Annotated in this window: 19 protein-coding genes and 1 pseudogene (1 of these 20 running past the window's edge); 17 read left to right on the top strand and 3 right to left on the bottom strand. The window is 67.0% G+C overall.

All coding sequences use genetic code 11. From position 1 onward, the window contains the following. The 6 genes and pseudogenes from E6K79_06265 to E6K79_06240 form a co-directional block, all read left to right on the top strand. Window positions 1–89 (top strand): annotated as a pseudogene (locus tag E6K79_06265) (alanine--glyoxylate aminotransferase family protein) (it extends 649 nt beyond the left edge of the window). Further along, the gene (locus E6K79_06260) at window positions 89–472 is read left to right on the top strand and encodes a hypothetical protein (protein ID TMQ64944.1); all 384 of its coding nucleotides are present in this window, start codon (window positions 89–91) and stop codon (window positions 470–472) included. Before E6K79_06265 ends, E6K79_06260 begins: the two are co-directional and overlap by 1 nt. 31 nt (window positions 473–503) lie before the next feature. Beyond that, window positions 504–1439 (top strand): hypothetical protein, encoded by a 936-nt coding sequence (locus E6K79_06255; GenBank protein TMQ64943.1) that lies wholly within the window; start codon window positions 504–506, stop codon window positions 1437–1439. A gap of 385 nt (window positions 1440–1824) precedes the next feature. Next, a complete protein-coding gene (locus E6K79_06250; GenBank protein TMQ64942.1) occupies window positions 1825–3123 on the top strand; it encodes an adenylosuccinate synthase in 1299 nt (432 codons plus the stop codon). An 18-nt stretch (window positions 3124–3141) separates the two neighbouring features. After that, on the top strand, window positions 3142–4383 hold the full coding sequence (locus E6K79_06245) for a diaminopimelate decarboxylase (protein TMQ64941.1): 1242 nt from the start codon (window positions 3142–3144) through the stop codon (window positions 4381–4383). 242 nt (window positions 4384–4625) lie between these two features. Continuing rightward, window positions 4626–7061 carry a sodium-translocating pyrophosphatase gene (locus E6K79_06240; GenBank protein TMQ64948.1) on the top strand — a complete coding sequence of 812 codons (2436 nt, stop codon included), beginning with the start codon at window positions 4626–4628 and terminating at the stop codon, window positions 7059–7061. Window positions 7062–7074: 13 nt separating this feature from the next. On the opposite strand, the gene nagB is transcribed toward E6K79_06240, so the two are convergent. After that, entirely contained in the window at window positions 7075–8955 is a 1881-nt protein-coding gene (nagB, locus tag E6K79_06235) for a glucosamine-6-phosphate deaminase (GenBank protein TMQ64940.1), read from the bottom strand. A gap of 191 nt (window positions 8956–9146) precedes the next feature. Between nagB and E6K79_06230 the strand changes: the two genes are divergently transcribed. Both E6K79_06230 and E6K79_06225 read left to right on the top strand, forming a co-directional pair. After that, window positions 9147–9626 (top strand): DUF1203 domain-containing protein, encoded by a 480-nt coding sequence (locus tag E6K79_06230; GenBank protein ID TMQ64939.1) that lies wholly within the window; start codon window positions 9147–9149, stop codon window positions 9624–9626. A 94-nt stretch (window positions 9627–9720) separates the two neighbouring features. Then, entirely contained in the window at window positions 9721–10953 is a 1233-nt protein-coding gene (locus E6K79_06225; protein ID TMQ64938.1) for a hypothetical protein, read from the top strand. Window positions 10954–11016: 63 nt separating this feature from the next. Here the strand turns inward: E6K79_06225 and E6K79_06220 are convergent, their stop codons facing one another. Both E6K79_06220 and E6K79_06215 read right to left on the bottom strand, forming a co-directional pair. Further along, entirely contained in the window at window positions 11017–12114 is a 1098-nt protein-coding gene (locus E6K79_06220; protein ID TMQ64937.1) for an SPFH domain-containing protein, read from the bottom strand. Window positions 12115–12163: 49 nt separating this feature from the next. Continuing rightward, window positions 12164–13063 (bottom strand): zinc ribbon domain-containing protein, encoded by a 900-nt coding sequence (locus E6K79_06215; protein TMQ64936.1) that lies wholly within the window; start codon window positions 13061–13063, stop codon window positions 12164–12166. Window positions 13064–13272: 209 nt separating this feature from the next. Here E6K79_06215 and E6K79_06210 point away from each other — a divergent pair, with 209 nt between their 5' ends. From E6K79_06210 to E6K79_06170, 9 genes are all read left to right on the top strand, one after another. Continuing rightward, window positions 13273–13866, top strand: coding sequence for a PadR family transcriptional regulator (locus tag E6K79_06210; protein TMQ64935.1), 594 nt, complete (start codon window positions 13273–13275; stop codon window positions 13864–13866). Then, entirely contained in the window at window positions 13860–14585 is a 726-nt protein-coding gene (locus tag E6K79_06205) for a CPBP family intramembrane metalloprotease (GenBank protein ID TMQ64934.1), read from the top strand. Before E6K79_06210 ends, E6K79_06205 begins: the two co-directional genes overlap by 7 nt. 107 nt (window positions 14586–14692) lie before the next feature. Next, window positions 14693–14875, top strand: coding sequence for a hypothetical protein (locus E6K79_06200; GenBank protein TMQ64933.1), 183 nt, complete (start codon window positions 14693–14695; stop codon window positions 14873–14875). A gap of 76 nt (window positions 14876–14951) precedes the next feature. Next, window positions 14952–16139 (top strand): aminomethyl transferase family protein, encoded by a 1188-nt coding sequence (locus E6K79_06195; GenBank protein TMQ64932.1) that lies wholly within the window; start codon window positions 14952–14954, stop codon window positions 16137–16139. Continuing rightward, a complete protein-coding gene (locus tag E6K79_06190) occupies window positions 16136–17719 on the top strand; it encodes an NAD(P)/FAD-dependent oxidoreductase (GenBank protein ID TMQ64931.1) in 1584 nt (527 codons plus the stop codon). The genes E6K79_06195 and E6K79_06190 overlap by 4 nt, the downstream gene beginning before the upstream one ends. Further along, window positions 17632–19314, top strand: coding sequence for an NAD(P)/FAD-dependent oxidoreductase (locus tag E6K79_06185; protein TMQ64930.1), 1683 nt, complete (start codon window positions 17632–17634; stop codon window positions 19312–19314). Before E6K79_06190 ends, E6K79_06185 begins: the two co-directional genes overlap by 88 nt. Beyond that, window positions 19311–20435: an aromatic ring-hydroxylating dioxygenase subunit alpha gene (locus E6K79_06180; GenBank protein ID TMQ64929.1), complete on the top strand. Its 1125-nt coding sequence runs from the start codon at window positions 19311–19313 to the stop codon at window positions 20433–20435. Before E6K79_06185 ends, E6K79_06180 begins: the two co-directional genes overlap by 4 nt. A 127-nt stretch (window positions 20436–20562) precedes the next feature. Next, the gene (locus tag E6K79_06175) at window positions 20563–22938 is read left to right on the top strand and encodes a PAS domain S-box protein (GenBank protein ID TMQ64928.1); all 2376 of its coding nucleotides are present in this window, start codon (window positions 20563–20565) and stop codon (window positions 22936–22938) included. Beyond that, on the top strand, window positions 22935–24893 hold the full coding sequence (locus tag E6K79_06170) for a response regulator (protein ID TMQ64927.1): 1959 nt from the start codon (window positions 22935–22937) through the stop codon (window positions 24891–24893). The genes E6K79_06175 and E6K79_06170 overlap by 4 nt, the downstream gene beginning before the upstream one ends. Window positions 24894–24954: the final 61 nt, after the last annotated feature.

The following is a 24954-nucleotide window of genomic DNA, read 5'->3' as shown; positions in this document are numbered from 1 at the left end:
GAAGGCGCGCTCCGAGCTGGAGCGGGGCGACACTCCGTTCACCCCTGCGATCACGTTGGTGCTGGCCGCACGCGCCGCGGCTATCCTAATGTCGAAGGAAGGGCGCACCCAGATCTTCGAGCGGCACCAGCGGAACGCGGACGCGACCCGGCGGGCAGCGACGGCGTTGGGTCTCAGCCTCTTCGCGGAGGTGCCCTCGAATACGCTCACGGCGGTGACGGTGCCGGAGGGGGTCGACGGGGGCGCGGTCATGAAAACGATGGAGCACCGGTACGGCGTCAAGATCGCCGGGGGCCAGAACCAGCTCAAAGGGAAGATCCTTCGCTTGGGGCACATCGGCTATTACGACGAGGGCGATATCCTCCGCCTTGTGGGCGCCTTCGAATCGGCCCTGATCGACCACGGCTACAGGGCCGAGCCGGGCACGGCGCTTCAAGCGGCGCAGGAATCGTTCCGCCGCGCGGCGAAGTGACCCGGTCCGCCGCAGTGCCGGGGGCCGCGGCATGACCCGCCGCGTCCTCGTCAGCGATCCGCTCTCCGCCCGCGCGCTCGAAACGCTGCGCGCTTCCCCAGGGATTCAAGTCGACGTACGCCGAGGACTCACGGAAGCCGAGCTATTGCCGCTCGTCGCCGAGATCGACGCCTGGATCGTCCGTGGCGGCACCAAGGTCTCCCGCCGGCTGATCGAGGCGGCGCCCCGGCTCCGCTGGGTGGCGCGCGCGGGCGCCGGGCTCGACAACATCGACGTCGCCGCCGCGAAGGAGCGGGGCATCGGGGTGCTGAACGTGCCCGGGGCGAACGCGGTGGCCGTGGCGGAGCTTGTCTTCGGCCTCCTCCTCGGTCTCCTCCGGCAGATCCCGGCCGCCGACGCGTCGGTCAAGCGCGGCGAGTGGGACAAGTCGCGCTACATGGGCCGGGAGCTTCGGGGCAAGACGCTCGGCATCGTCGGGCTGGGCAAGATCGGCCGCGCCGTCGCGCAACGCGCGCGTGGCTTCGAGATGCCCTGCGTCGGGCACGATCCGCATGTTTCCGATACGCGGGCCCGGGTCATGGGGGTCGAGCCGCTCGCCCTCCAGGACCTCCTCGGGCGGGCCGACATCCTGACCCTCCACGTGCCGCTCGCGCCGGAGACGAAGGGGATGATCGGCCCGGCCCAGATCGCGCGGATGCCGCGCGGGGCGATCCTGGTCAATGCGGCCCGGGGCGGGCTGGTGGACGAGTCGGCGCTCCTCGCCGCGCTCGAGACCGGGGCCCTCTCCGGCGCCGCGCTCGACGTCTTCGCCGGGGAGCCTCCGAAGGGCTCGCCGCTCCTCTCCCATCCCCGGGTCGTCCTGACCCCCCACATCGGCGCGGCCACCGTGGAGGCCCAGGAGGCGGTTGGGGAGGAGATCGTGAAGCTGCTTCTTACGCAGATGGAGACCGCCCCGGCGGGGCGCTGAGCGCCCGGGCAGTCGATTTTTCGTTGACACCGTTTCGAGACGGCGCGAGCATTGAGGAATCGCGGAAAGGAGGTGGTCCATTGCATAAATGTGGCAGTCGGATCAGCGGAGGTGGCTGTAGCTAGCGCTACACGCTGCGCGCATTAGCCTGGTGTGGCCTGGCTAATTCCAACAGCCCACCGGAGAAGTCGGGGAGAGGAGCGGTCGGCCTCTCCCCTCTCTATTTTGGGGCCAAGGAGGACCGGACACGCCCGCACCAACGTATTGACGGCGCGCCGGCGGCTCGGGTATTCTTACTTGGCTACGCCCGAGTTGATTTGCCGCGAGGGGAGGCCATCCAGGTCAGGTCCTCGCGGCTTTTTTGCGTTCGGAGGGGAACAGCGTCATGTCGTGCCGCGTCGTCGTAGGCGCCCAATGGGGCGATGAGGGAAAAGGAAAGATCGTCGACCTGCTGAGCCAGGAGGCGGATGTCGTTGCCCGGTACCAAGGTGGCCCGAACGCGGGCCATACCGTTTGCGTGGGCGACAAGCAGTTCATCCTTCATTTGATTCCTTCGGGAATCCTTCGCCCCCGCACGGTCTGCTACATCGGGAACGGGGTGGTCATCGACCCGGAGGCGCTGCGGACGGAGCGGGAGAAGCTTCTGAAGCAGGGCATCTCGGTGGAGGGCCGGCTCTTCGTCTCGGGATCGGCCCACGTCATCCTGCCCGACCACCGGGTCCTCGAGCGTCAGACCGAGGGGGGCGACAGCCCGATCGGAACGACCGGGCGGGGCATCGGCCCGGCCTATACGGACAAGGCCGGCCGCGTGGGGCTTCGCGTCGTGGACCTCCTCGATCCCGAAATCCGGTCGGAGCGCCTGCGGTCGCTGCGGGAGCGCACGCTCCGCATGGTTGGCACCGACGCGCCCGTCGAGCCGATGGAAGACGTGCTCGCGCGCTGCGAGCGCGACGCCGAGCTTCTCCGTCCCATCGTGGCCAACGTGTCGCGCGAGGTCAACGCGGCGCTCGCCGCGGGCAAGCGGATCCTTCTCGAAGGCGCGCAGGGAACCCACCTCGACCTGGACCACGGCACGTACCCGTACGTCACGTCCTCGAGCGCCGTCTCGGGCGGCGCGTGCACGGGCGTGGGCATCGGACCGACCTACATCGACGAGGTGATCGGCGTGGCGAAGGCCTACGCGACCCGCGTCGGGAACGGGCCGTTCCCGTCCGAGCTCGAGGGCAAGCTCGCGGAGATCCTGCGCGAGGAAGGAAACGAATACGGCGCCACGACCGGGAGGCCACGCCGGTGCGGCTGGTTCGATGCCGTCGCTATCCGCCACGCCGTGCGCGTCAACGGGCTCACCCAGATCGTGATCACCAAGCTCGACGTCCTCGACTCCCTGACCGAGGTGCAGGCCGTCACCGCGTACGATGTCCGCGGCGTGCGCGTGGTGGAGATGCCGGAGTCCTTGGCCGAGCTCCGCGACGCGCGTCCGGTCTGCGAGAGATTCCAGGGCTGGGAGGCCGCCACGGGGCGCGCGCGGCAATGGGACGATCTCCCGCGCGAGGCGCGGCGCTACCTCGACCGGCTCGAGGAGCTGGCCGGGGTTCCCATCCGGCTCGTTTCCGTGGGCTCGGGCCGTGACGAGAACGTGCAGCGGCACGCCAATCCGCGCCCGACCCATACGGTGGGCCGCTAGCCCGGGGCGGTTGAGAATTTGTTCCTGACACCGCGCGAGGCCGCGGCCGTACGAGAGCGTTTCGGCACCCCATGCTACGTGTACGACCGCGCGACCCTCGAGGCGGCGGCGCGGCGCGCCCTCGCGTTCCCCCATGCGTTCGGCATCACCGTCCGCTACGCGATCAAGGCGAATTCGAACCACGCCGTTCTCGGGATCTTCCGGGATCTCGGGCTCCACATCGATGCGTCGAGCGATCACGAGGTCGAGCGGGCGCTCCGGGCCGGATTCGCGCCCGAGCGCATCATGCTCACCTCGCAGATGCCTTCCAGGCGCCTGGAGGAATTCGTCGAGCGAAGAATCCTCTACAACGCCTGCTCCCTCCATCAGCTCGACCGCTTTGGCCACGCGTTCGCCGGTCGGGACGTCACGATCCGCGTCAACCCGGGCCTGGGGAGCGGGTCGATACACCGCGTGAACACCGGAGGGCCCGCCTCGAGCTTCGGGATCTGGCACGAGTACCTGGACGAAGCCAAGGCGACCGCCGCGCGGCACCGGGTCACGATCCGCGGCCTCCACACCCATATCGGATCGGGGAACGATCCCGCCGTCTGGACCCGGGTCGCCTCGATGGTACTCGACATCGCCGAGCGCCTGCTCGACGTGGCGACGGTGAGCCTCGGGGGCGGATTCAAGGTGGCGCGCGTCGCGGGGGAGCACGAGACCGACCTCGCGGTGGTCGGGGCGGTCGTACGCGATGCGCTTCTCGATTTCCAGCGTCGCACCGGACGTTCGCTCCGCCTCGAGATCGAGCCCGGCACCTACCTGGTCGCGAACGGCGGCCTCGTCCTGGCGACCTGCGTCGACGTGGTGGATACCGGCGTCGGCGGGTACGTCTTCGCGAAGCTCGACACCGGCATGACGGAAGTGACCCGGCCGTCCCTCTACGGCGCCCAGCACCCGATCGAGGTCGTCGCCAGCAAGCGGCCCCAGACCGCGGTTGTGTTCGTCGGACCCTGCTGCGAGACGGGCGACATCCTCACGCCCGCTTCGGGCGACCCGGAGGCGCTGGCGCCGCGGGAGGTGCCGCTGCCGGAGATCGGCGATCTGGTGGTGGTGGGCGGCGCCGGTGCCTACTGCGCGGCAATGTCGACCTCGAACTACAACTCCTACCCCACGGCCCCCGAGGTCATGCGCGAGAGCGAAGGCCGGTTCCGCCTCGTCAGGCGGCGCGAGACGATCGACCAGCTACTCTCGAATGAGGTCAGCGAGGCGTCGTAAGGCCCTCGTCGGCCCGTTTCGGCTCGACCCGGCCCGCGAACCCAGCCCTCGACACCCGCCCCTCAACCTGCTATAAACCCAAGGTTTGCGCGGGGGTTTCCACTCAGTCACGGGCGATGAAGCGTCTGGCACCCCCCACCAGGCGGCCAACCCCACGGACAGCTCAAGCTCGAAGTGAGGTAGACATGACGTTTCTGAGAAAGAGCAGGGAGCGGGGGATTCTTGCCCTGCTTATGGTGCCGATGCTCCTAGCGTTGGCGCTCGTAGCGCTGGCTCCGGCTGCGATGGCCCGGGAGAGCGGTGGGCACCACGGCGGAGAGGCCAACCTCACGCTGCCGGACCTCCGCACGGTGACGTTCGCGGGAGGTCTGAACGGGCACACGCTCCTCCTCTTTGGGCTCCTCGTCTGCGCCCTGGGGATGGCGTTCGGGATCATGAACTACGCGCAGCTGAAGCGGCTGCCGGTCCACAAGGCGATGCTTGAGATCTCCGATCTGATCTACGAGACCTGCAAGACCTACCTGTTCCAGCAGGGCAAGTTCCTGATCGTCCTCTGGATCTTCATCAGCGCGATCGTCCTGGTCTACTTCGGCTGGCTGGCCGTGACCGGTGTCGACGCGGCCGGCCACGTCACGCGCGGATTCCCGCCGTTCAAGGTCGCCGTCATCCTCTTCTTCAGCCTCGTCGGCATGGCGGGAAGCTACAGCGTCGCGTGGTTCGGAATCCGCATCAATACGTTCGCCAACTCGCGCACCGCGTTCGCGGCACTGACCGGAAAGCCGTTCAAGTGCTACTCCATCCCCCTCCAGGCCGGCATGAGCATCGGGATGGCCCTGATCTCGGTCGAGCTCCTGATCATGCTCATCATCCTCCTCTTCATCCCGGGGGACATGGCGGGCCCATGCTTCATCGGCTTCGCGATCGGCGAGTCGCTCGGCGCCGCCGCGCTCCGAATCGCGGGCGGCATCTTCACGAAGATCGCCGACATCGGCTCGGACCTCATGAAGATCGTCTTCAAGATCAAGGAGGACGACGTCCGGAATCCCGGCGTGATCGCGGACTGCACGGGCGACAACGCGGGCGATTCGGTGGGTCCCTCGGCCGACGGCTTCGAGACCTACGGCGTCACCGGCGTCGCGCTGATCTCCTTCATCCTGCTCGCGGTGGCGAGCGCGACCGTCCAGGTCCAACTCTTAGTGTGGATCTTCGTCATGCGCGTCATGATGATCGTGGCGAGCGGCCTCTCCTATCTGGTCAACGAGCGTCTCTCGAAGAGCCAGTACGAGAATGTCGACAAGATGGACTTCGAGGCTCCGCTCACCCGCCTCGTGTGGTTGACCTCCTTCGTCTCGATCGGGGCGACCTACCTCGCGTCGTACATCCTGATCCCGACCTTGGGCGACGGCTCGCTCTGGTGGAAGCTCTCGACGGTGATTACGTGCGGCACGCTCGCGGGCGCCGTCATTCCCGAGCTGGTCAAGATCTTCACCTCGATGAATTCCAAGCACGTGAAGGAGATCGTCACCTCCTCGAAGGAGGGCGGCGCGTCGCTCACGATCCTGTCGGGCTTCGTCGCGGGAAACTTCAGCGCCTACTGGCTGGGCATCACCATCCTGATCCTCATGGCGCTCGCGTACGGCGTCAGCACGATGGGCCTCGGCACGCTGATGATGGCGCCGGCCGTCTTCGCGTTCGGGCTCGTCGCCTTCGGGTTCCTCGGCATGGGCCCGGTGACGATCGCGGTCGATTCGTATGGCCCCGTGACCGACAACGCCCAGTCGGTCTACGAGCTCTCGACGATCGAGTCGATCCCTGGGATCAAGGAGCAGGTCCGGTCGGAGTTCGGATTCGACGTGAACTTCGAGAAGGCGAAGCATAATTTGGAGGAGAACGACGGGGCGGGAAACACTTTCAAGGCCACCGCGAAGCCGGTCCTCATCGGGACGGCGGTCGTGGGTGCCACGACGATGATCTTCTCGATCATCGTGGCCCTGACCGAGGGCTTGAAGCCCGAGTACGTCGCGAACCTTTCGCTCCTTCACGCGCCGTTTCTGCTGGGCCTGATCGCGGGCGGCTCCATGATCTACTGGTTCACCGGCGCGTCGACGCAGGCGGTGACCGCGGGAGCCTACCGCGCCGTCGAGTTCATCAAGAAGCACATCAAGCTCGATAGCGCCAAAAGCGCCTCGGTCGCCGATTCCAAGAAGGTGGTCGAGATCTGCACGCAGTACGCGCAGAAGGGGATGTTCAACATCTTCCTCGCGGTCTTCTTCGGGACCTTGGCGTTCGCGTTCGTCGAGCCGTTCTTCTTCATCGGATACCTGATCTCGATCGCGCTCTTCGGCCTCTTCCAAGCGATTTTCATGGCCAACGCGGGCGGCGCCTGGGACAACGCCAAGAAGGTCGTCGAGGTGGTGCTCAAGGAAAAGGGGACGGCGCTCCACGATGCGACCGTCGTCGGGGACACGGTGGGCGACCCGTTCAAGGACACGTCGTCCGTGGCCATGAACCCGGTCATCAAGTTCACGACGCTTTTCGGCCTTCTCGCGGTCGAGCTGGCCGTCTCGCTCACGCGCCAGCAGGGAGCCGGCTTCACGAGCATCCTGGCGGCGGCATTTTTCCTGGTCTCGATGACGTTCGTGTGGCGGTCGTTCTACAGGATGCGCATCACGGGGTGACGCGGCGAGCGCGTTACCCCGGAATCAACGAGGGGACGCGCTCCAACCGCATCGATCCCCGGCGCACCACCAGCGCTTCCATCGCGAAGTACTCGGGCAGTCCGAGCTGATCGACCAGGTGCGCCGTGGCCCGGTTCCGCTCCTCGACGCGCTGCCAGAACTCGCGCTCGTCCACGCCGGGGAAGGGCGCGCGGTCCTTCTGACTCTGGTGCTTGAAGATCGCGCTGATCTTGAGGCGCAGCTCTTCCTCGGATAGTGGGACCAGGACGTCGGCCTCGTCGATGGTCCACTCCTGCCACGCGCCCCGGTAATACCAGATCTCCGGCCTCTCGCCGGCGTAGCGCTCGAGCGCCCGCTCGACCGCCTCGTTGCACATCCGGTGCGTCCCGTGCGGATCCGATAGGTCGCCCGCGACGAGAATGATGCGCGGCGTGTGCTGCTCCAGAACCCCCAGAATGATCTCGACGTCCTCCTCCCCGATCGGATCCTTCCGCGCCTTTCCGGTCTGGTAGAAGGGCAGGTTGAGGAAGTGCGCCTGATCCGGCCGAAGGCGCAGCACCTCGATCGCGGAGATCGCCTCCACTTCCCGAATCCGCTGCTTCAGCATCAGGACCGCGTCGCTGTCGACCTGGCCGGGCTGCTTGTGCTCCAGGAAGTCCTCGACCTCCCGGATCAGCGGGGCCAAGTGCTCGTTCCCGTAGTCGAAATCATGGGCCGTCCGGCGCAGGAATTCGAGGTAGCGGCGGACCTCGTGGTCGAAGACGGCGATGTTGCCCGACGTCTGGTACGCGACGAGGATATCGTTCTGATTCTCGTGAAGCTTCCGCAAGACCCCGCCCGCCGAGATCACGTCGTCGTCCGGATGCGGGGAGAAGACGATGATGCGCTGGCCCTGCGGGAGGCGGCTCCGGCCACGGATCTTGGCGCTCAAGGCGTTGAACACGATTCCGTTGAGCTCTCCGGAGGAGCCGTAGCGGGAGAGAAGTCCCGTCAGGTGGTGCTCTCGATAGTCGACGTCGTCCAGCTTGAGCACGGACTTTCCGGTCGTCAGGCTGAGCCAGACGACGGCTTGGATTTCGAGCGGGCGGGTCCAGGCGATCTCGCCCAATAGCCAGGGCGTCTTCCTCCGCGTCAGGTCGGCCGCGGCGGCGGCGTCAAGGTAGACCGTCGCGTTGGGGTGCTGCTGGAGATAGGTGGCCGCCACGGAGCGGTCGACGTCGCCCTCGACGGCGCGCTTCACGATCGCCGCCTTGTGCTCGCCCGTCGCGACGAGCGCGATCTCCCTCGACTCCAAGATCGTCCCGACGCCCATCGTGATGGCCTCGACCGGCACGTTCTCGGTCCCGAAGAAGTCCGCCGCGGCCACGCGGCGCGTCATCGTGTCGAGGACGACGAGCCGGGTGCGGGAAGTGGAGTCCGATCCCGGCTCGTTGAATCCGATGTGGCCCGTCTGTCCGATGCCGAGAATCTGGAAGTCGATGCCGCCGGCGTCCGCGATCGCGCGCTCGTAATCGTGGCAATGCGCCTCGACCTGGTCGCGGGGAATGTCGCCGCGGGGAATGTGGATGTTCTCCGGCGGCATGTTGACGTGATCGAAGAGGTTCTCCCGCATGAACCGGTGGTAGCTGTGCAGGCTGTCGGGAGACATGGGGTAGTACTCGTCGAGGTTGAAGGTCACGACGTTCGAGAAATCGAGACCCTCTTCACGGTGGAGCCGGATCAGCTCCCGATAGATTCCGACCGGCGTCGAGCCGGTGGCCAAGCCGAGGACCGCTTTCTGTCCCTGGCTGCGCCGATCGCGGATGACCTCGGCGATCCGCCCGGCAAGGCGCCGGGCGATGTCATCGTAGGCGTCCTGCACCACGATCGGGATATGTTCTGGAATCTCGTGCATGCCTCCCTCTCTATCGGCCCGCCCGGTCTACTTGTGGAGTCGCTCCTAACGCTATTACACACAGTCAGTTAAAGTCTGATCTTCGTGCGTTATCGAGCAAATCTCAAATTCCCCGCAAGCATCGGATAGTCGAGGTCCGCGGCCGGCCCGATCCTCTGAGGGTGTTGAATCTCTCTCCAGAGGAGGATCCGATGATCGCCACCGTACCGTTTCGAATTTCCCCTCTTCCCTTAGATGCATTCGCGGCACTCTTCGAGCTGAGCGATGCCGAGCTGGCCACGCGGGGGATGCGCCGGATTGTCGCCGACTCCAAGCCCGGGTATCCATGCCGGGTGAGCCTCGTGGATGCCGAGGTGGGCGAGCGGGTGATCCTTCTGCCCTACGCGCATCACACCGGGCCGGGCCCATACCGCTCCTCCGGTCCTGTATTCGCTCGCGAGGCCGCGCGGGAGGCGCGCTTGGGCGTGAATGAAGTCCCAGAATCGGTCCGGGCCCGCCTGCTCTCCGTTCGCGGCTACGACCGGGAGGGGATCATGGTTGCCTCCGATGTCACCGAGGGCCGGTCGCTCGAGGGAGTCGTGTCCCGGCTGTTCTCCGATGAGCGGGTCGACTACCTGCACCTCCACAACGCCCGTGCCGGCTGCTACAGCTGCAGGGTGGATCGCGCCTGATGGAGTCAGCCCTCGCGGTTCTGGCGGACCGCGGTGGGGCCTCCCCCGATCTTCGTCTCAAGTAACGCCGCTCAATCTGCCGATATTCACGGTCATGATCGGCGAGCGCGTCACGGAAGGCTGGCAGGTGCGGCTCAAGTCGTGCGGGCCCATGCGGTACGTTTCCGCCGCGTTCCTGCTTTTCTGGCTCTGCGGGTGGGCGATCGGCGAGGGCGTCGCGCTCACATTCCTGGCCAAGGGCATTCTGGCCCTGATGAACGGGGCGCCGTTCGAGGAGGGGCGTTCGCCGCTCCAGCTTGGCCCCGCCTTGGCAGCCGGGGGCTTCCTGCTGCTCTGGCTCTCGCTTTGGACCCTCGGCGGGATCATGGCGATCGGAGAGGTGCTGCGGCTCTTGTGGGGCGAGGATCGGCTCATCGTGAATGCCGGCGGGCTCACGATTGTTCGCTGCCGGGGCCCGTTCCGGAGCAGGCGCGAGATTCCCCGGGACTTGCTCCGGCGCATCGTCATCGACTCCCCGAGCGGCCCCGTTGTCGCCGAGACGCCGCAGGGACGGATCGAGATCACCCGCCTCGGGACCAACGAGGAGAGGGAAGAATCGGCGGCCGCCTTGAGATCGGAGCTGGGGATTCGAGAGGACGCGCCCCGCACCGACCCGGTGGCGCTGCCGAAGGGTTGGGCCGAGGTCATCACGCCGGAAGGCGAGCGCGCGGTTACGGTCGATGCCGCGACGAAGAGGCTGCGGGTCCGGGTCGTTGCCCTGGCCGCGCTGGCGGCCGGTGCCTTGGCGTACGGCCTGGTCATGGAGTCGCTGCACCGGGTTGAAGTGCTCCCCGTGGCGATCATCGCCGTGGCCGGCACGGTCGGGGTCTCGTGGCTCACCGTCTGGCTCGCCCGGGGTCGCATGGAATGGAGGATCGGAAGGGGATCGTTGACGCTCCGCCGCCGGTTTGGATCCACGATCAAGGACGTCTTCGAGGGGCGTCGCCTCGAGCTGGTCGTGTCGAGAGACAGCGACAGCGACGAGTGGATCGCCCTGGAGGCCCTGGGGGAGGGCGCCGCCGAGTCGAGACCGGAGCAATGGACGCGCGTGTCGTCGAAGAACCGCCGGCGCATTACGTCGGTCCTTCGGGATCCCAGCGTGCCGCGCCTGCTCGGTGCGTGGCTCTCCAAAGCGGCGGGCGTCCCGCTCGAGGACCGCACGAGGCGGGAGGCTCGGCAGGCAGAGATCACGCTGACGCTCGATCAGCTGGAGAAGTCGGGGCCCGTGGGCCGGGTCGCGGCCCGGCTCCTCGGCAAAGCCTTCGATAAAACCCGGAAGAGCGCTTAGCCCGCGGGTGGGTGGTGATGCTGCCGCGCGATCAAGCCGTCTCGGGTGGCGGCGGCCGCGCGATCAACCCGCCGAGGGCGGCGGCGGCGGCGCGAACAGGATCGCGAGCCGCGGCACGCGTCCCATCGGCGTCCAGGCGTCCATCCCGGCGGTCCACACCATGCTCTCCCCGCTGAGCTGTCCCGCCGACACCGCCTGTCCGAGCTGAGCCAGCGTGTACGGGCCGAACGTCCGCCCGCCCGACGCCACGTGCCAGAGATCAGCCTCCGGAGTCGGGGGGATCAGCGGGAGAGGCGCTCTCGACGGCGCGCCTGCGGTGCCGAGCCCGGCGATCGCCATGCCCATCCCAAGTCCGACCCCCGCCCCGGCCAGCCCGCCGGCCGGATTCGCCGCCGCGGTCGGGATCGACGAGCCGAGCTGATACTGCTGGTAGCGATTCATGTCTCCGATCACGCCCATGCTCGAGCGGGCGTCCAGCGCTTGCTCCACCTGCTCCGGAACCGAGATGTTCACGATGATGAGCTGTGGGAGGTCGAGGCCGTATTCGTTGTCGATCTTCGACACGACCGCCGTCCGGAGCTGCTCGGAGAGCCGGCCATAGTTGGAAGCGAGGTCGACCACCGAGACCTCCGTCGTGGATACGATCTTCGAGAACTCCGAAGCGACGATCGATCGGAGGAGAACCTCGATCTCGTCCGCCTCGAAGGAGCCGTCGGTACCGACCAGCTCCTTGAGCAATGCCTCCGGCTTGGAGGCGCGAAGCGTGTACGTACCGAATGCGCGCACCCGGAGCGGTCCGAACTCGGGGTCGCGGAGGAGCACGGGGTGCGGGGTGCCCCACTTGAGCTCGGTCACCTGGCGCGTGGCGACGAAGTAGACCTCGGCCTTGAAGGGGCTGTTGAATCCGAACCCCCACCCGCGGAGCGTGGTCAGGAGCGGGAGGTTTTTCGTCGCGAGCTCATGGGTGCCGGGCTGAAACACGTCTGCAATGCGTCCGCCATCGACGAAGATGGCGGACTGACCCGGCCGCACCACGAGGCGCGCTCCGTTCTTGATCTCGTTCTGGTAGCGCGGAAAGCGCCAGACGAGCGTGTTCCGGTTGTCGTCGACCCATTCGATGATGTCGACCAACTCGCCGCGGAGCTTGTTCACGAATCCCATCGGTTCCTCCTCGATCAAACGTCCTGGCGAGCGCGTTGGCGCGCGCCGATCATCGCTTCAGAAACTCCGCGATCAAATCTCCGATCCCCTTGAAGGGATGCCCGGGGCCGAATGTCCACTGCTGGGTTCGCTCGTTGGATCGCGCCCTCTCATCGGCGAGGAGCTGCTCGGCGGCGAGAATCGCCGCGGTGCGCGCCGGGTCGGCCGGTAGATTCCAGGTTCCTTCTTTCCCCTGCGCGGGCGCGGTCTCGAGGCCGCCCTCGAGGACGAACGCGGCGATGTCCTCCATCTCGTGCGCGTCGAGCCAGGTGCCGTGGCTCCCGCACCAGTCGACGACGACGCCGGACCGATGCCCGAAGTTCTTCCGCTGCATGCCTCCCCGGCAGACGGGGCAGCGCCGGTAGGAGACCTCGGCCTGCCACGCCGCGCGCCGCTCCCGGTGTGCGTGCTCGGCGGCAGGCTTGCCGTCGCGGCGCCGTCGCTCGCGAACGCGCTCGACCAGGCGGTCCATCACGTCGCCCGGCGCCCAGAGGCCGAGGCACATCGGGCATTCGTCCACCCACAGCCCGCCGAGGCTTCGCGCGGCGAGATGGACGCCCGCGCACGTCGGGCACTCGAGGGGATCGGCGGTCCGGCGGATCGGCTGCGGCAGAAACGCAACGCCGCACGCCGTGCAGTGGCGCGCCCCCTCCGGATTGCGGGCGTAGCACTCGGGGCAGACGGGGCCCGCCGGCGCCGGGTCCCGGGCGACCGCTGCCTGACAGTAGGAGCAGACCTGCTCGCCGTCGGCCACGAGGGCGCCGCACGCCGCGCACCGCTTCACCGCCGCGTCGACGGCGGCCGGCGGCTTGGCCGGGATGATCGCGCCGCAAGGGCAGCGGACCGCCTCGTCGGTGATGTCGGCGACGTCGTAATGGGCGTGGCACTTCGGGCACGCGACGAGTTTCACGGCGACTCCTCCGGAGAGCGGACGGCTATCCGGGGATTATCGGCGGGTTGCCGGTCCATCTTGAGGAGGCGGAGAGTCTTAAAGCCCCCGCTGCGTGGAGCTTAGGAGGCTGGGGCGACCGGACCGGCCCGGCGGGTGGCAACGAGCCAGCGCAAGGCCGCGGCCGTCTTTTATGTTGACAATTGTATAATTAGTTATATATTCACGCCATGAGCCTCGAATTCATCCTCCTGGGTCTCCTGCGCCGGCCCGCCTCCGGCTACGACCTGAAGAAGTTCTTCGACGAGGGGATCGGCTACTTCTGGGCGGCCGAGCTGAGCCAGATCTACCCGACCCTGAAGCGGCTCGAGAAGCGCGGGTGGGTGCGGAGCCGTGCCGCCGCCTCCAAGCGCGGCTCCGGTCGCCGCGTCTACGTGACTACCCCAGCCGGCCGGCGGGCGCTGCGCGAATGGCTTCGCGGCGAGCCCCAATTCGGCGACGAGCGATTCGCGTATCTGGCCCAGGTCTACTTCATGGACGAGCTGAAGGACTTGCGGCAGACGATCCGATTCTTCGGACGCATGCGGGACCATTTCGCCACGAAGCTGGACGCCCTGCGCATGCTCGATCGCCGATGGGCGGAAGCCGATCCGCGCTATCCCGACGATCTCCCGACCTCCGAGCTTCACCTTCAGCTCACCCTTCGGAAGGGCCTTCTCTCGCTCGAGGCGCACGTGCTCTGGTGCGACGAGGCAATCCGGCGAATGGGTGCTCGTCTCCCCGGGGCCAAGCCCCGCCGTCCCCAACCTAAGAGGGCATCGTGACCGACTCTGCAACTCCCCAACGCGTATACACCCATCCACAACCGGTGGCTCCGTACCGACACACCGCGGTGCTGGTCGCACTGTTTCTTCTCCTGACGGTCGGCGGCGCGGTATTTCAGGGTCGGGGACGGGAGACCGCGGCACCTCCCGCACACGCCGGCGTGGTGCCGCTCTATCTGTCGCTTCTCGTCCTCGAGTGGGGACTCGTCCTCTTCGTCTGGCGCGGCGCCCTCGGAGGCGACGCGGCGAGACTCAGGGATCTGATCGGCGGGCGGTGGAGCCGCCCACTGGACGTCGTGCGCGATGGCGCCCTGGCGCTCGGAGCATGGCTCGCGTGGGTCGGGATCCAGGTCAGTTGGGATCGATGGCTGAGCCCCGACCATGCGAAGTCGATCGAGAATCTCTTGCCCAAGGGCATTGTGGAAATAACGCTCTGGATCGCGCTCTCGATCAGCGCGGGATTCTGCGAGGAGCTGGTCTTTCGCGGCTATCTACAGAGGCAGTTCGCGGCCCTCACCCGGAGCAACGTGATCGGGCTCTTGCTGCAAGCCCTGCTCTTCGGGGTCTCGCACGGTTATCAGGGGGTCGCCGCGACTGCCAAGATCGCTCTCTTCGGCATTCTGTATGGCTCGCTCGCGCTCTGGCGCCGGAGCCTCCGGCCCGTGATGATCGCGCACGCTTGGTCGGACATCTGGGCGGGGTGGCTCGGGCTTCTCTAGAGCGCGGCGGCCAGGTGGTATTGTTTCCGCAAGGTGAGGGACTGAGCATGGTCAGAGTATCCATCCGATTCTGCGCCTATTGAATCTCGCGGTTCCACGCCGCCCGTGTGGCGGCGAAGATCCGCCGTGAGCTTGGAATCGAGGTCGACATGATCCGAGGACACTACGGCGAGTACAAGATCCTCGTCGATGGCCGAACCGTGATCCAGGCAGGCCTGCTCTCGACCATGGGAATCCTTCCTTCGGGGCGGCGGGTTGTCGAGGTCGTGCGGAATCATTTGAGAGAGTAAGCAGCTGTCCTCGGGCGCAAGGCGCTCAAGATGCCACGTTGCCAGAACTTACGTGGCCCCCTAGAATCTCCGTCCCATGTTGAAAATCAGCCCATTTCATTCGCGCACGGCGCCCCTGGTGCGCGCCCAGACGTGGCGTCGTTGGGCGGGTTATCAGATGGCGAGCGCCTACGATCCGCATCCGGACCGAGAGTACGCGGCGATCCGGAACGCGGCCGCGCTGATCGACGTCTCGCCCCTCCACAAGTACATGCTGACCGGCCCGGATTCGGCCCGGCTCCTCGACCGGATGATCACCCGCGACATGGCGAAGTGCTCGGTGGGGCAGGTCTACTACACGCCGTGGTGCGACGCGGCGGGGAAGGTGATCGACGATGGGACCGTGAGCCGGCTGGCCGACTCCACCTACCGTCTGACCAGCGCGGATTCCTCGCTTCGCTGGCTCCACATGAACGCGGTCGGGATGAACGTTCAGATCGAGGACGTGTCCGAGCGGGTCGGGACGCTCGCGCTCCAGGGTCCGTCATCCCGCGCGATCCTCCAGCAGGTCTCTCCGGCCGATTTCACGAAGCTCAAGTATTTCCGCGTCGTCGAGACCACGGTGGGCGGCGTCCCGGTGACCGTCTCCCGCACCGGGTACACCGGCGATCTGGGGTACGAGATCTGGGCGGAGGCGGCGCGGGCCGAGGAGCTATGGGACGCCCTCGTCCGGGCCGGCACGCCCTTCGGGATCACGCCCACCGGCGTCTGGGCGCTCGACATCGCGCGGATCGAGGCGGGGCTCATCATGCTCGACGTCGACTACTTCTCGGCGCAGCACGCGCTGATCGAGGCGCGGAAGTCGTCGCCCTACGAGATCAACCTCGGTTGGGCGGTGAGCGCGGCGAAGGGGCCGTTCAACGGCCGGCGGGCGCTCGCGGCCGAGCGCGCCCGGGGCGCGGCCTGGGGGTTCGTGGGCCTCGAGCTGGATTGGGATTCGTTCGAGCGCCTCTTCCGCGCGCATCACCTCCCGCCTCATCTCTCGAACATCGCCTGGCGGACCAGCGCCCCGGTCTACCGGGACGGCGTTCAGGTGGGCTACGCGACGAGCGGGTCGTGGTCGCCGCTCCTCAAGAAATCGCTGGCCCTGGCACACCTGAAGTCGCCCCACTTCGAGGCCGGCACCGGCGTCCAGCTCGAGATCACGGTCGAGCACCAGAGGAAGACGGCCAACGCCGTCGTGCGCAAGCTCCCATTCTACGATCCCGAGCGCAAGAAGGCATGAGCGCCCCGCGATACGACGCCGTCCTCATCGGGGGCGGGCACAACGGATTGGTCGCGGCCGCCTATCTCGCGCGCGCGGGCAAGAAGACCCTCGTGCTCGAGAGGCGGCCGCTCATCGGCGGCGCCGCCGTGACCGAGGAGGTTTTCCCCGGATTCAAGTTCTCGGTCTTTTCGTACGTGGTCAGCCTCCTGCGCCCCGAGATCATCCGGGACCTCGACCTTCCGCGGCACGGGCTCCAGATCCTGCCGCTCGAGAGCACGATCACCCCGATGGACAATGGGGACTATCTTGGGTCGTGGTCGGACCCGGACGAGACGCGGCGAGAGCTCGAGCGCCACTCCCCGCGCGACGCGGATGCCGCGTCGGTCTTCGGACGGCTCATGCACCACATGGCCATGGCGGTGAAGCCGATCATCGGCATGGTCCCGCCGGACCCGGCGTCGCTCGCGCCGTCGGATCTGCGCGGGCTCCTCAAGCTGGGCGGGCATTTCCGCTCGCTCGGGGCCGAGCGCTTCCACGCGCTCCACAAGCTCATGACGATGAGCAGCGCGGACTATCTCGACGAGTGGTTCGAGTTCGGGCCGCTCAAGGCGACGAAATCGGCCAGCGGCATCATCGGGACATTCCTGGGGCCGCGCTCGCCCGGTTCGGCCTACGTGCTGCTTCATCACTACATGGGCGAGATCGACGGAGCGTTCCGCGCATGGGGCTTCCAGAAGGGGGGCACGGGAGGGATCAGCAACGCGATCGCCGGCGCGGCGCGCGCGGCCGGCGCCGAAATCCGCACCGACGCGGCCGTCGAGCGCGTGATCGTCCGGAACGGGCGCGCGACAGGCGTCGCGCTCGCGAGCGGGGAAGAGATCGCCGCGGACCTCGTCGTATCGGGGCTCGATCCCCGCCTCACGTTCACGCGCCTCGTCGAGCCGGGGTCGCTTCCGGCTGAGCTCCTCGAAGGAGTGCGCCGCTACAAGTTCCGCGGCTCCTCGGGGAAGGTGAACCTCGCCCTGTCCGGCCTCCCCGACTTCACTTGCCTTCCTGGGAAGGGTCCGCACCTTCGCGGCGCGGTCTCCATCAGTCCCAGCATTGAATACCTGGAGCGCGCTTACGACGACGCCAAGTACGGGGAATTCTCGCGGAATCCGTACATGGACATCGTGATCCCGTCGATGATCGATCCCGGCATGGCGCCGCCGGGGAAGCACGTCATGAGCATCTTCGTCCAGTACGCGCCCTACGCCCTGAACGGCGGATGGACCGACGCGAAGCGCGAGGCGTTCGGGGACGCGGTGGTCAACACCCTGGAGCGCTACGCCCCGAACATCAAATCATTGATCCTCCACCGCCAGGTGCTGACGCCCGCCGACATCGAGCGCATCACGGGCCTCTCCGAGGGGAACATCTTCCAGGGCGAGCTGGCGCTCCAGCAGCTCTTCTTCCTCCGGCCGGTCCCGGAGTGGGCGAAGTACCGCACCCCGATCCACGGCTACTGGCAATGCGGGGCGGGAACCCACCCCGGCGGGGGGATCATGGGCGCATCGGGAAGGCTCGCGGCCCTCGAGATCTTGAGGAGCCGGCAATGACGGCGCAGAGATACGACGCCATCGTGATCGGCGCGGGAGCGAACGGGCTCACCGCCGCCGCGACGCTGGGCGATGCCGGGCTCCGCGTCCTCTTGCTCGAGGGGGGAGAGGCGGCCGGCGGCCAGGGCGCCGTCGTGGAGTTCGCGCCTGGGTTTCGGGCCGCTCCGCTTGGGTCGGATCCCGGCTGGCTGCCTCCGACGGTCGCCAAAGCCCTCCGGCTGAGCGCCATCGAGCGCGCGGCCTCGGACGCGCCGCTGTCGGTCGCGGTGGAGCCCGGGAAGTTCCTCACCCTTTCACGCGACGTCTCCCGCGCCGCAGAGGCAATCCGCGCTCACTCGCCAGGGGATGCCGCGAAATGGCCGGCCTTCACGACGCGCATCCGGAAGCTGGCAGGGTTCCTCGAGGTCCTCTACCAGACGCCTGCTCCGGACATCGACGCGCGTGCGCTCGGCGACCTCCTTCCGCTGCTCGGGGTCGGCCGGAAGTTCCGGGCTTTGGGGCGCGTCGACATGATCGAGTTCCTCCGAACGCTCCCGATGTCGGTGTGGGAGCTTCTGGACGACTGGTTCGAGAGCGCGCCGCTCAAGGCCGCGGTGGCCGCGGGAGGAATTCAGGACTTCCAGCAGGGCCCGCGCTCCGGCGGCACCGGCTTCGTCCTGCTCCACTACCTGGTCGGGGCGCCCGCTGGCTTGGTGCGGGGCCGCGTGCCGTGGCGGGCCGGACCCGCCGCGTTCACCGAGGCGGCGGAGCAGGCGGCCCGCAGGGCCGGCGTTACCGTTCGCACCGGCGCCCCGGTCGCGCGCGTCCAGGTGAAGGACGACGCGGTCGCCGGGGTGGTGCTCGAGGGTGGGGAGGTGATCGACTCGAGGTACGTGCTCTCGACCGCCGATCCCGCGCGCACGTTTCTCGATTGGGTTGACCCGGTCTGGCTCGATCCGGAGTTCATCCACGCGGTTCGGAATATCCGATTCCGCGGCTGCACCGCCGTCGTGCTCTATGCGCTGGGGGCCCTGCCGCGCGTTCCCGGTCTCGCCGCGGAGGCGCTCGCAGGCATCGTCACCCTGACGCCGCACGTGGAATCGCTCGAGCGCGCGGCCGACGCGGCCAAGTACGGCGCCGTCTCGGAGAAGCCTCATGTCGAGGTGACCGTGCCCACGCTCCTCTGGCCCGATCTCGCTCCTCAGGGCAAGCACGTCCTCGCGGCCCGCGTCCAGTACGCGCCCTATCGCTTGGCGGGCGCCGCGTCCTGGGATGCGTCGCGCCGCGATGCCCTCGCCGATTCGATCACCGCCGCGATCGAGGCGGTGGCGCCCGGCTTCGCGTCTTCCGTGCTCCACCGGACGGCATGGTCCCCGCTCGATCTCGAGCGGCAATTCGGCCTCCGGGAAGGCGCGGCTACTCATGGTGAGCTGGGCCTCGACCAGATACTCTTTATGAGACCGGTCGCCGGCTGGGGCCAGCACGCCACGCCGATCGCGCGACTTTATCTCGGTGGAGCGGGGACCCACCCGGGGCCCGGCGTCCTGGGCGGACCCGGGTGGCTCGCGGCGCGGCGGCTTCTCGCCGACCGACGCAAGGGGAACGGGGCTTCATGACCGAATTTCGTCCGACGGCCACGACGTATCGAGAGGGCTCGAAGACGCTCCCGGGAGTGCTCTACACCGCGCCGGCGATCCTCGCCGACGAGATGGAGCGCCTCTTCGCGAAGACCTGGAATTGCGTCGGCCGCGCCTCCCGCCTCGAGAAGCCCGGCGATTACTTCGTGCGCGAGATCGCCGGGGAGTCGATCGTCGTTTTGCGCGACGGGAAGGGGACTCCGCGCGCGTTCTTCAATGTCTGCAGGCACCGCGGCACGCGGATCTGCCGCGAGGACTCGGGCCATTTCAACGCGGCGATCCAGTGTCCCTACCACGCCTGGACGTATGCCCTCGACGGTGCCCTCGTCGGCGCCCCGGGAATGCAGGAGGTGGAAGGATTCGATAGGGGCGAATACCCGCTCCACGCGGCTGCTCTCGCGGAATGGGGGGGATTCCTCTTCGTGAACATCGCGCGCGACCCCGAGCCGTTCGAGAAGGTCTGGGCACCGATGCGGGGCCGCCTCGATCGTTTCGGTCTGGAAAGGCTTCAGGTGGGACATCGTGCCGTCTACGACGTCGGGGCGAACTGGAAGCTCGTGTTCCAGAACTACTCCGAGTGCCTCCACTGTCCGACCATCCATCCGAAGCTCGCCACGGTGCTACCGTACCAGAGCGGCGCGAACGACCTCACCGAGGGGCCGTTTCTCGGCGGGTACATGGAGATCAAGCCGCCGAACGTGAGCGCGACGATGAGCGGCCGCGCGTGCGGCCGGATCGTGAGCGGCGACATTCCGGAGTCGGATCGACGGCGCGCCTACTACTACACGCTGATGCCGAATCTGCTGCTCAGCCTCCACCCCGACTACGTCAATTACTACCTCGTCCACCCGGTCGCGTCGAACCGGACGCGCGTGGAATCGGAGTGGCTGTTCCATCCCGACACCGTTGCCGATCCCAAGAACAACATTCAAGACGCGATCGAGTTCTGGGACCTCACGAACCGCCAGGATTGGGACATCGTGGAGCGCAGCCAGCTAGGCGTCGGCTCCCGCCGCTACACCCCCGGCCCCTACTCGCCCCGGGAAAGCATTCCTGCCGCATGGGATAGGGAATACTTGAGGCTCATGGGCCGGGTGTAGGCGCCCAGCCGGCCCTCCGGCCGCCATCCGACAGCCGCCAACCCCCTCCCCACCCGCACCACGGCAGGCTCAAGTCAGGTCTCGGCCTGGTCGATACTTTTGAGCGAACCCCCCCAGGAGATTGAGGATGACGCGTCCCGGACCCCGTTTGAATTCGCTCCTAGAGACGATGAGCGGCGCCGCCTGCGTGAGCGCCTTTGCCATCGCCGCCTTGGCCCTGGTCGGTTGGCAGACCGGGACCCTCGCCCTGACCGATGTTCTGCCCGGGAACCCGGCGATGAACCCGTTGACGGCCGTCTGCATACTCCTCGCGGCCGTGTCACTTTGGTTCCTGCGGCGGTCGCACCCGGGACGACTCACGAAGAGATCGGCTCAGGGATGCGCCGCCCTCCTCGTGGGAATCGGGGCGGTTCGGCTCCTCTCGATCATCTTCGGAATCGAGCTGCATCTGGACCAAGTAATCCTTCGTTCACAAGTCCTTGCTTCGCCGGTCCCCTCCCGAATGGGTTTCTTCTCGTCGTTCGCGTGCGTCTGCAACGGCGCGGGCCTCCTCCTGCTCGACTTCCGCCCGGGCCGCCGCTGGAGCCCGGGCGGGCCCTTAGCCCTCGCCGGTTTGGCGGTCTCGCTGATGGCGCTCATCGGCTACATCTACGCCGCCTCTCCGCTCCACGGCCTCATGGCGTTCAACAGCTCGGTGGCGTTTCTTCTGCTCGGAACGGCGATGCTCGTGTCCCGACCCGACCGGGGGCTCTGCGGGCTCGTGTTGAGCAACTCACCGGGCGGCGTCCTGGCGAGACGTGTGCTTCCTAGCGCCATCCTCCTGCCCCTGCTCCTCGGCTGGCTCCGGATACTGGGCCAGCGGGCAGGCTTGTTCGGATTGGAAATTGGGACCGGGCTTCTGATGTTGGTCATCGTCGGCATTCTGGTCTGGCTTGTGGCTGTGACCGGGCGACGTCTGGATGAGGCGGACCGCGAGCGGGCCCGGTCCGACGAGGCGCTCAAGAGAAGCCTCGAGCGTCAGACTCTCTTCCTCCACTCGAACCTCGTCGGAGTGCTCACCGCGAACCGGGACGGCTTGATCACCGAGGCCAACGCTGCGTTCCTCGCCATGATTGGGCGCCGCCCGGAAGATCTACCGTTCCGCACCGAACTGGTCACTCCGCCGGAGTGGCTCAGCAGGACCGAAACGGCGATTCGCGAGCTCGCCGAGCGCGATATCGCGACGCCCTTCGAGAAGGAGTACATGCGCCCGGACGGCACCCGCGTGCCCGCGCTCGTCGGGGCCGCGAGCGTCCCCGGCTCGGACGGCGAGGTGGTCGCGTTCATCGTCGATCTCAGCGGCAAGCGGCGTGCGGAGCTCGAGGTCGAGCGCATGCGGCTGTTCCTCGACTCGATCTTTGAGAACCTGCCGACCATGGTCTTCGTGAAGGACGCCGAGGAGCTGAGATTCGTGCGGATGAACCGGGCCGGCGAGGAGCTGCTCGGCATCGCGCGGGAGAAGCTCATCGGAAGAAACGATTACGACCTCTTCCCCAGGGAGCAAGCCGATTTCTTCACCGCGAAGGACCGGTCGGTCCTCTCGAGCCAGGAGCTGCTGGACATTCCCGAGGAACCGGTACAGACGGCGTCGGGCGGAACGAGGATCCTTCACACCAAGAAGGTCCCGATTCTCGATTCGCAGGGAGTGGCGCACTACCTGCTCGGGATTTCAGAGGACATCACCGCCCGCAAGGAAGCCGATCGGGAGATGGGGCGACTGAACGAAGGAATCCGCCGGCGCACGGAGGACCTGGAAGCCGCGAACAAGGAGCTCGAAGCCTTCAGCTATTCCGTATCCCACGACCTTCGAGCGCCCCTCCGCCACATCAATGGATTCGCCGATCTCCTGGCGCGCCACGCCCGCGCGAATCTCGATGAGACCGCGCGGCGCTACCTGGATGCCATTGGCAGCTCCGCGAAGGAGATGGGGCAGCTGATCGACGACTTGCTCTCGTTTTCGCGGATGAGCCGAACCCAAATGCAGAACACGATCGTTGATCTCGGCCGGCTGGTGACCGAGGTGCGGGAGACTCTCGCTGCGGAGACGAACGGAAGAGGGATCGAATGGCAGATCAACGGACTGCCGACGATTCACGGCGACGAACGGATGCTACGGGTCGTGTTCACCAATCTGCTCGCGAATGCGGTCAAGTACACGGGCCACGCCGCAAGTGCCCGGATCGAGGTGGGGAACCGCGAGTCCGAGGACGAACTGGTCCTCTACGTCCGGGACAATGGAGTCGGTTTCGACATGGCCTACGCGCACAAGCTGTTCGGCGTATTCCAGCGGCTCCACAGCGACGAGGAGTTTGAAGGAACCGGCATCGGCCTCGCGACGGTCCGGCGTGTCATCCACCGGCATGGCGGACGGACCTGGGCGGAAGGAGCGGTGGACTGCGGCGCGACGTTCTATGTGGCCTTTCCTCGTGCCTCGGCCGTTGCTCTGAACGAGGCGGCGGCATGAGTGACGCCGTGGAACGACCGCTACAAATCGTCCACCTCGAGGACGATCCGAACGACAAATTGATCGTCCGCGCGACCCTGAAGCAGCAGGGCGTCCACTGCGAGGTCGCGAGCGTTTCCACCAAGGATGAGTTCGTCCGCGCGCTGGAGCGGGCAGATATCGATCTCATCCTCTCCGATTACGGACTACCCGGCTTCGACGGGCTCTCGGCGCTGGCGATCGCCTCCCGCGTTCAGCCCAACACGCCGTTCATCCTCGTCTCGGGAACGATGGGCGAGGAAGCCGCGATCGAGAGCCTGCGCGGCGGGGCAACCGACTATGTGTTGAAGAGTCGTCTCACTCGTCTGGCGCCGGCGGTGCGGCGCGCCGTGGAGGAAGCCAACGAGCGGAAGACCCGGCACCAGACTGAGGTGACTCTCGAACGCGAGCGCAAATTCCTCCGAGCCCTGCTTGACAGTCTTGATGCCGGCGTCGTGGCCTGCGACCAGGATGGGACGCTCACGCTCTTCAACCGCGCGACCCGGGAGCTGCACGGCCTGGAGGAGCAGTCGATACCCCCGGAGCAGTGGGCGAGCCAATACAAGCTCTACCAGGCCGACGGAGAGACTCCCCTCACCACCGAGGAGATCCCGCTTCATCGCGCCCTGCAGGGCGAGCATCTGCGCCATGCGGAGATCACGATCCGCCACCGGGAGGGCGCCGCGCACGTGATGGTGGTCAGCGGTCAGCCGATCATCGATGACGGCGGGGAGAAGCTTGGCGCCGTGATCACGATGCGGGACGTGACCGAGCTCAAGCAGCTCGAGCGACAGTTTCAGCAGGCTCAAAAAATGGAGGCCATGGGCCTCCTGGCGGCCGGTGTGGCGCACGATTTCAACAACCTGCTGACCGTGATCTCGGGCTACTGCCAACTCGCACAAGCACGACTGCAGGCGGGACATCCGGTGCTGCGTGATCTCGCGGAGGTCGTGAAAGCCGGCGAGCGGGCCGCCAATCTGACCCGGCAATTACTCGCCTTCAGCCGCCAGCAAGTTCTGGAGCCTCGGGTCCTCGACCTGAACGAGGTCATCGAGGGCGTGGAGAAGATGCTCAGCCGGCTTCTGGGCGCCGACATCGACCTTCGGTTCCGGCCAGCCGAGGGGTTGGGGCAGCTCCGGGCGGACGCCGGCCAAGTGGAGCAGGTGCTATTGAACCTAATCGTCAACGCTCGTGACGCGATGCCCGATGGGGGGCGGATCACCATAGAGACCGAGAACGTCGAGATCAGAGACCGATCCGAGATTCCGTCCGGCTCGTACGTCCTTCTGACGGTTTCCGATACCGGCTCCGGAATGGACGCCAAGACGTCATCGCGGATCTTCGAGCCTTTTTTCACAACGAAGGAGCTCGGGAGAGGCACCGGCCTTGGGCTCTCGACCGTGCACGGGATCGTGAAGCAAAGCGAAGGTCACATCGCGGTTCAAAGCGAACTGGGCCAAGGAACAACGTTCCGGATCCACTTCCCCAGGGTCTCGGCCGGTCAGGAAGTCTCGAAGTCCACGGCTTCGCACGCACAGCCGGCCCGGGGTACGGAGGCGATTCTCGTCGTCGACGATGATGCTTCGCTGCGCGGCTTGGTGAGCGAGATATTAAGACTCCACGGCTACACCGTGGTTGAGGCGAACAACGGAGAAATGGCCTTGACCATGCTCGAGAATGACGGTTCGGTGATTGACGCCGTCGTCACGGACGTCGTCATGCCGAACCTGAACGGGCGAGAGCTGGCCCGTCGAGTGGCAAAGATCCGGCCCAATCTGCCCATGCTGCTGATGTCGGGGTATGTTGGAAAGAACGTGGAAGCTTTGGGCTCGCTCCTCGGCCCGCGCGTCGCGTTCATCCAGAAGCCATTCAACGCTGACGCGCTGTTGGAGAAGCTGCGCGATGTTCTGAAGGCATCGGCGACCGGTATCGCGTAGGCGACCCAACGGTTCGAGACTCTCACCCCCGCCGGTGGATTTCTGAGCTACCCTTCGCGCG

Source organism: Candidatus Eisenbacteria bacterium (assembly GCA_005893305.1).
GTDB lineage: Bacteria > Eisenbacteria > RBG-16-71-46 > SZUA-252 > SZUA-252 > WS-9.
This window is presented reverse-complemented; position numbering and strand designations above follow the sequence as displayed.

Excerpts from the sequence above, each read along its gene's own strand:
- E6K79_06230 (TMQ64939.1), top strand. The coding sequence starts at position 9,147 with ATGATCGCCACCGTACCGTTTCGAATTTCCCCTCTTCCCTTAGATGCA.
- E6K79_06180 (TMQ64929.1), top strand. The coding sequence starts at position 19,311 with ATGACCGAATTTCGTCCGACGGCCACGACGTATCGAGAGGGCTCGAAG.
- E6K79_06260 (TMQ64944.1), top strand. The coding sequence starts at position 89 with ATGTCGAAGGAAGGGCGCACCCAGATCTTCGAGCGGCACCAGCGGAAC.
- E6K79_06195 (TMQ64932.1), top strand. The coding sequence starts at position 14,952 with ATGTTGAAAATCAGCCCATTTCATTCGCGCACGGCGCCCCTGGTGCGC.
- E6K79_06170 (TMQ64927.1), top strand. The coding sequence starts at position 22,935 with ATGAGTGACGCCGTGGAACGACCGCTACAAATCGTCCACCTCGAGGAC.
- E6K79_06220 (TMQ64937.1), bottom strand. The coding sequence starts at position 12,114 with ATGGGATTCGTGAACAAGCTCCGCGGCGAGTTGGTCGACATCATCGAA.
- E6K79_06175 (TMQ64928.1), top strand. The coding sequence starts at position 20,563 with ATGACGCGTCCCGGACCCCGTTTGAATTCGCTCCTAGAGACGATGAGC.
- nagB (TMQ64940.1), bottom strand. The coding sequence starts at position 8,955 with ATGCACGAGATTCCAGAACATATCCCGATCGTGGTGCAGGACGCCTAC.
- E6K79_06190 (TMQ64931.1), top strand. The coding sequence starts at position 16,136 with ATGAGCGCCCCGCGATACGACGCCGTCCTCATCGGGGGCGGGCACAAC.
- E6K79_06255 (TMQ64943.1), top strand. The coding sequence starts at position 504 with ATGACCCGCCGCGTCCTCGTCAGCGATCCGCTCTCCGCCCGCGCGCTC.
- E6K79_06240 (TMQ64948.1), top strand. The coding sequence starts at position 4,626 with ATGCTCCTAGCGTTGGCGCTCGTAGCGCTGGCTCCGGCTGCGATGGCC.
- E6K79_06210 (TMQ64935.1), top strand. The coding sequence starts at position 13,273 with ATGAGCCTCGAATTCATCCTCCTGGGTCTCCTGCGCCGGCCCGCCTCC.
- E6K79_06250 (TMQ64942.1), top strand. The coding sequence starts at position 1,825 with ATGTCGTGCCGCGTCGTCGTAGGCGCCCAATGGGGCGATGAGGGAAAA.
- E6K79_06185 (TMQ64930.1), top strand. The coding sequence starts at position 17,632 with ATGCGGGGCGGGAACCCACCCCGGCGGGGGGATCATGGGCGCATCGGG.
- E6K79_06225 (TMQ64938.1), top strand. The coding sequence starts at position 9,721 with ATGATCGGCGAGCGCGTCACGGAAGGCTGGCAGGTGCGGCTCAAGTCG.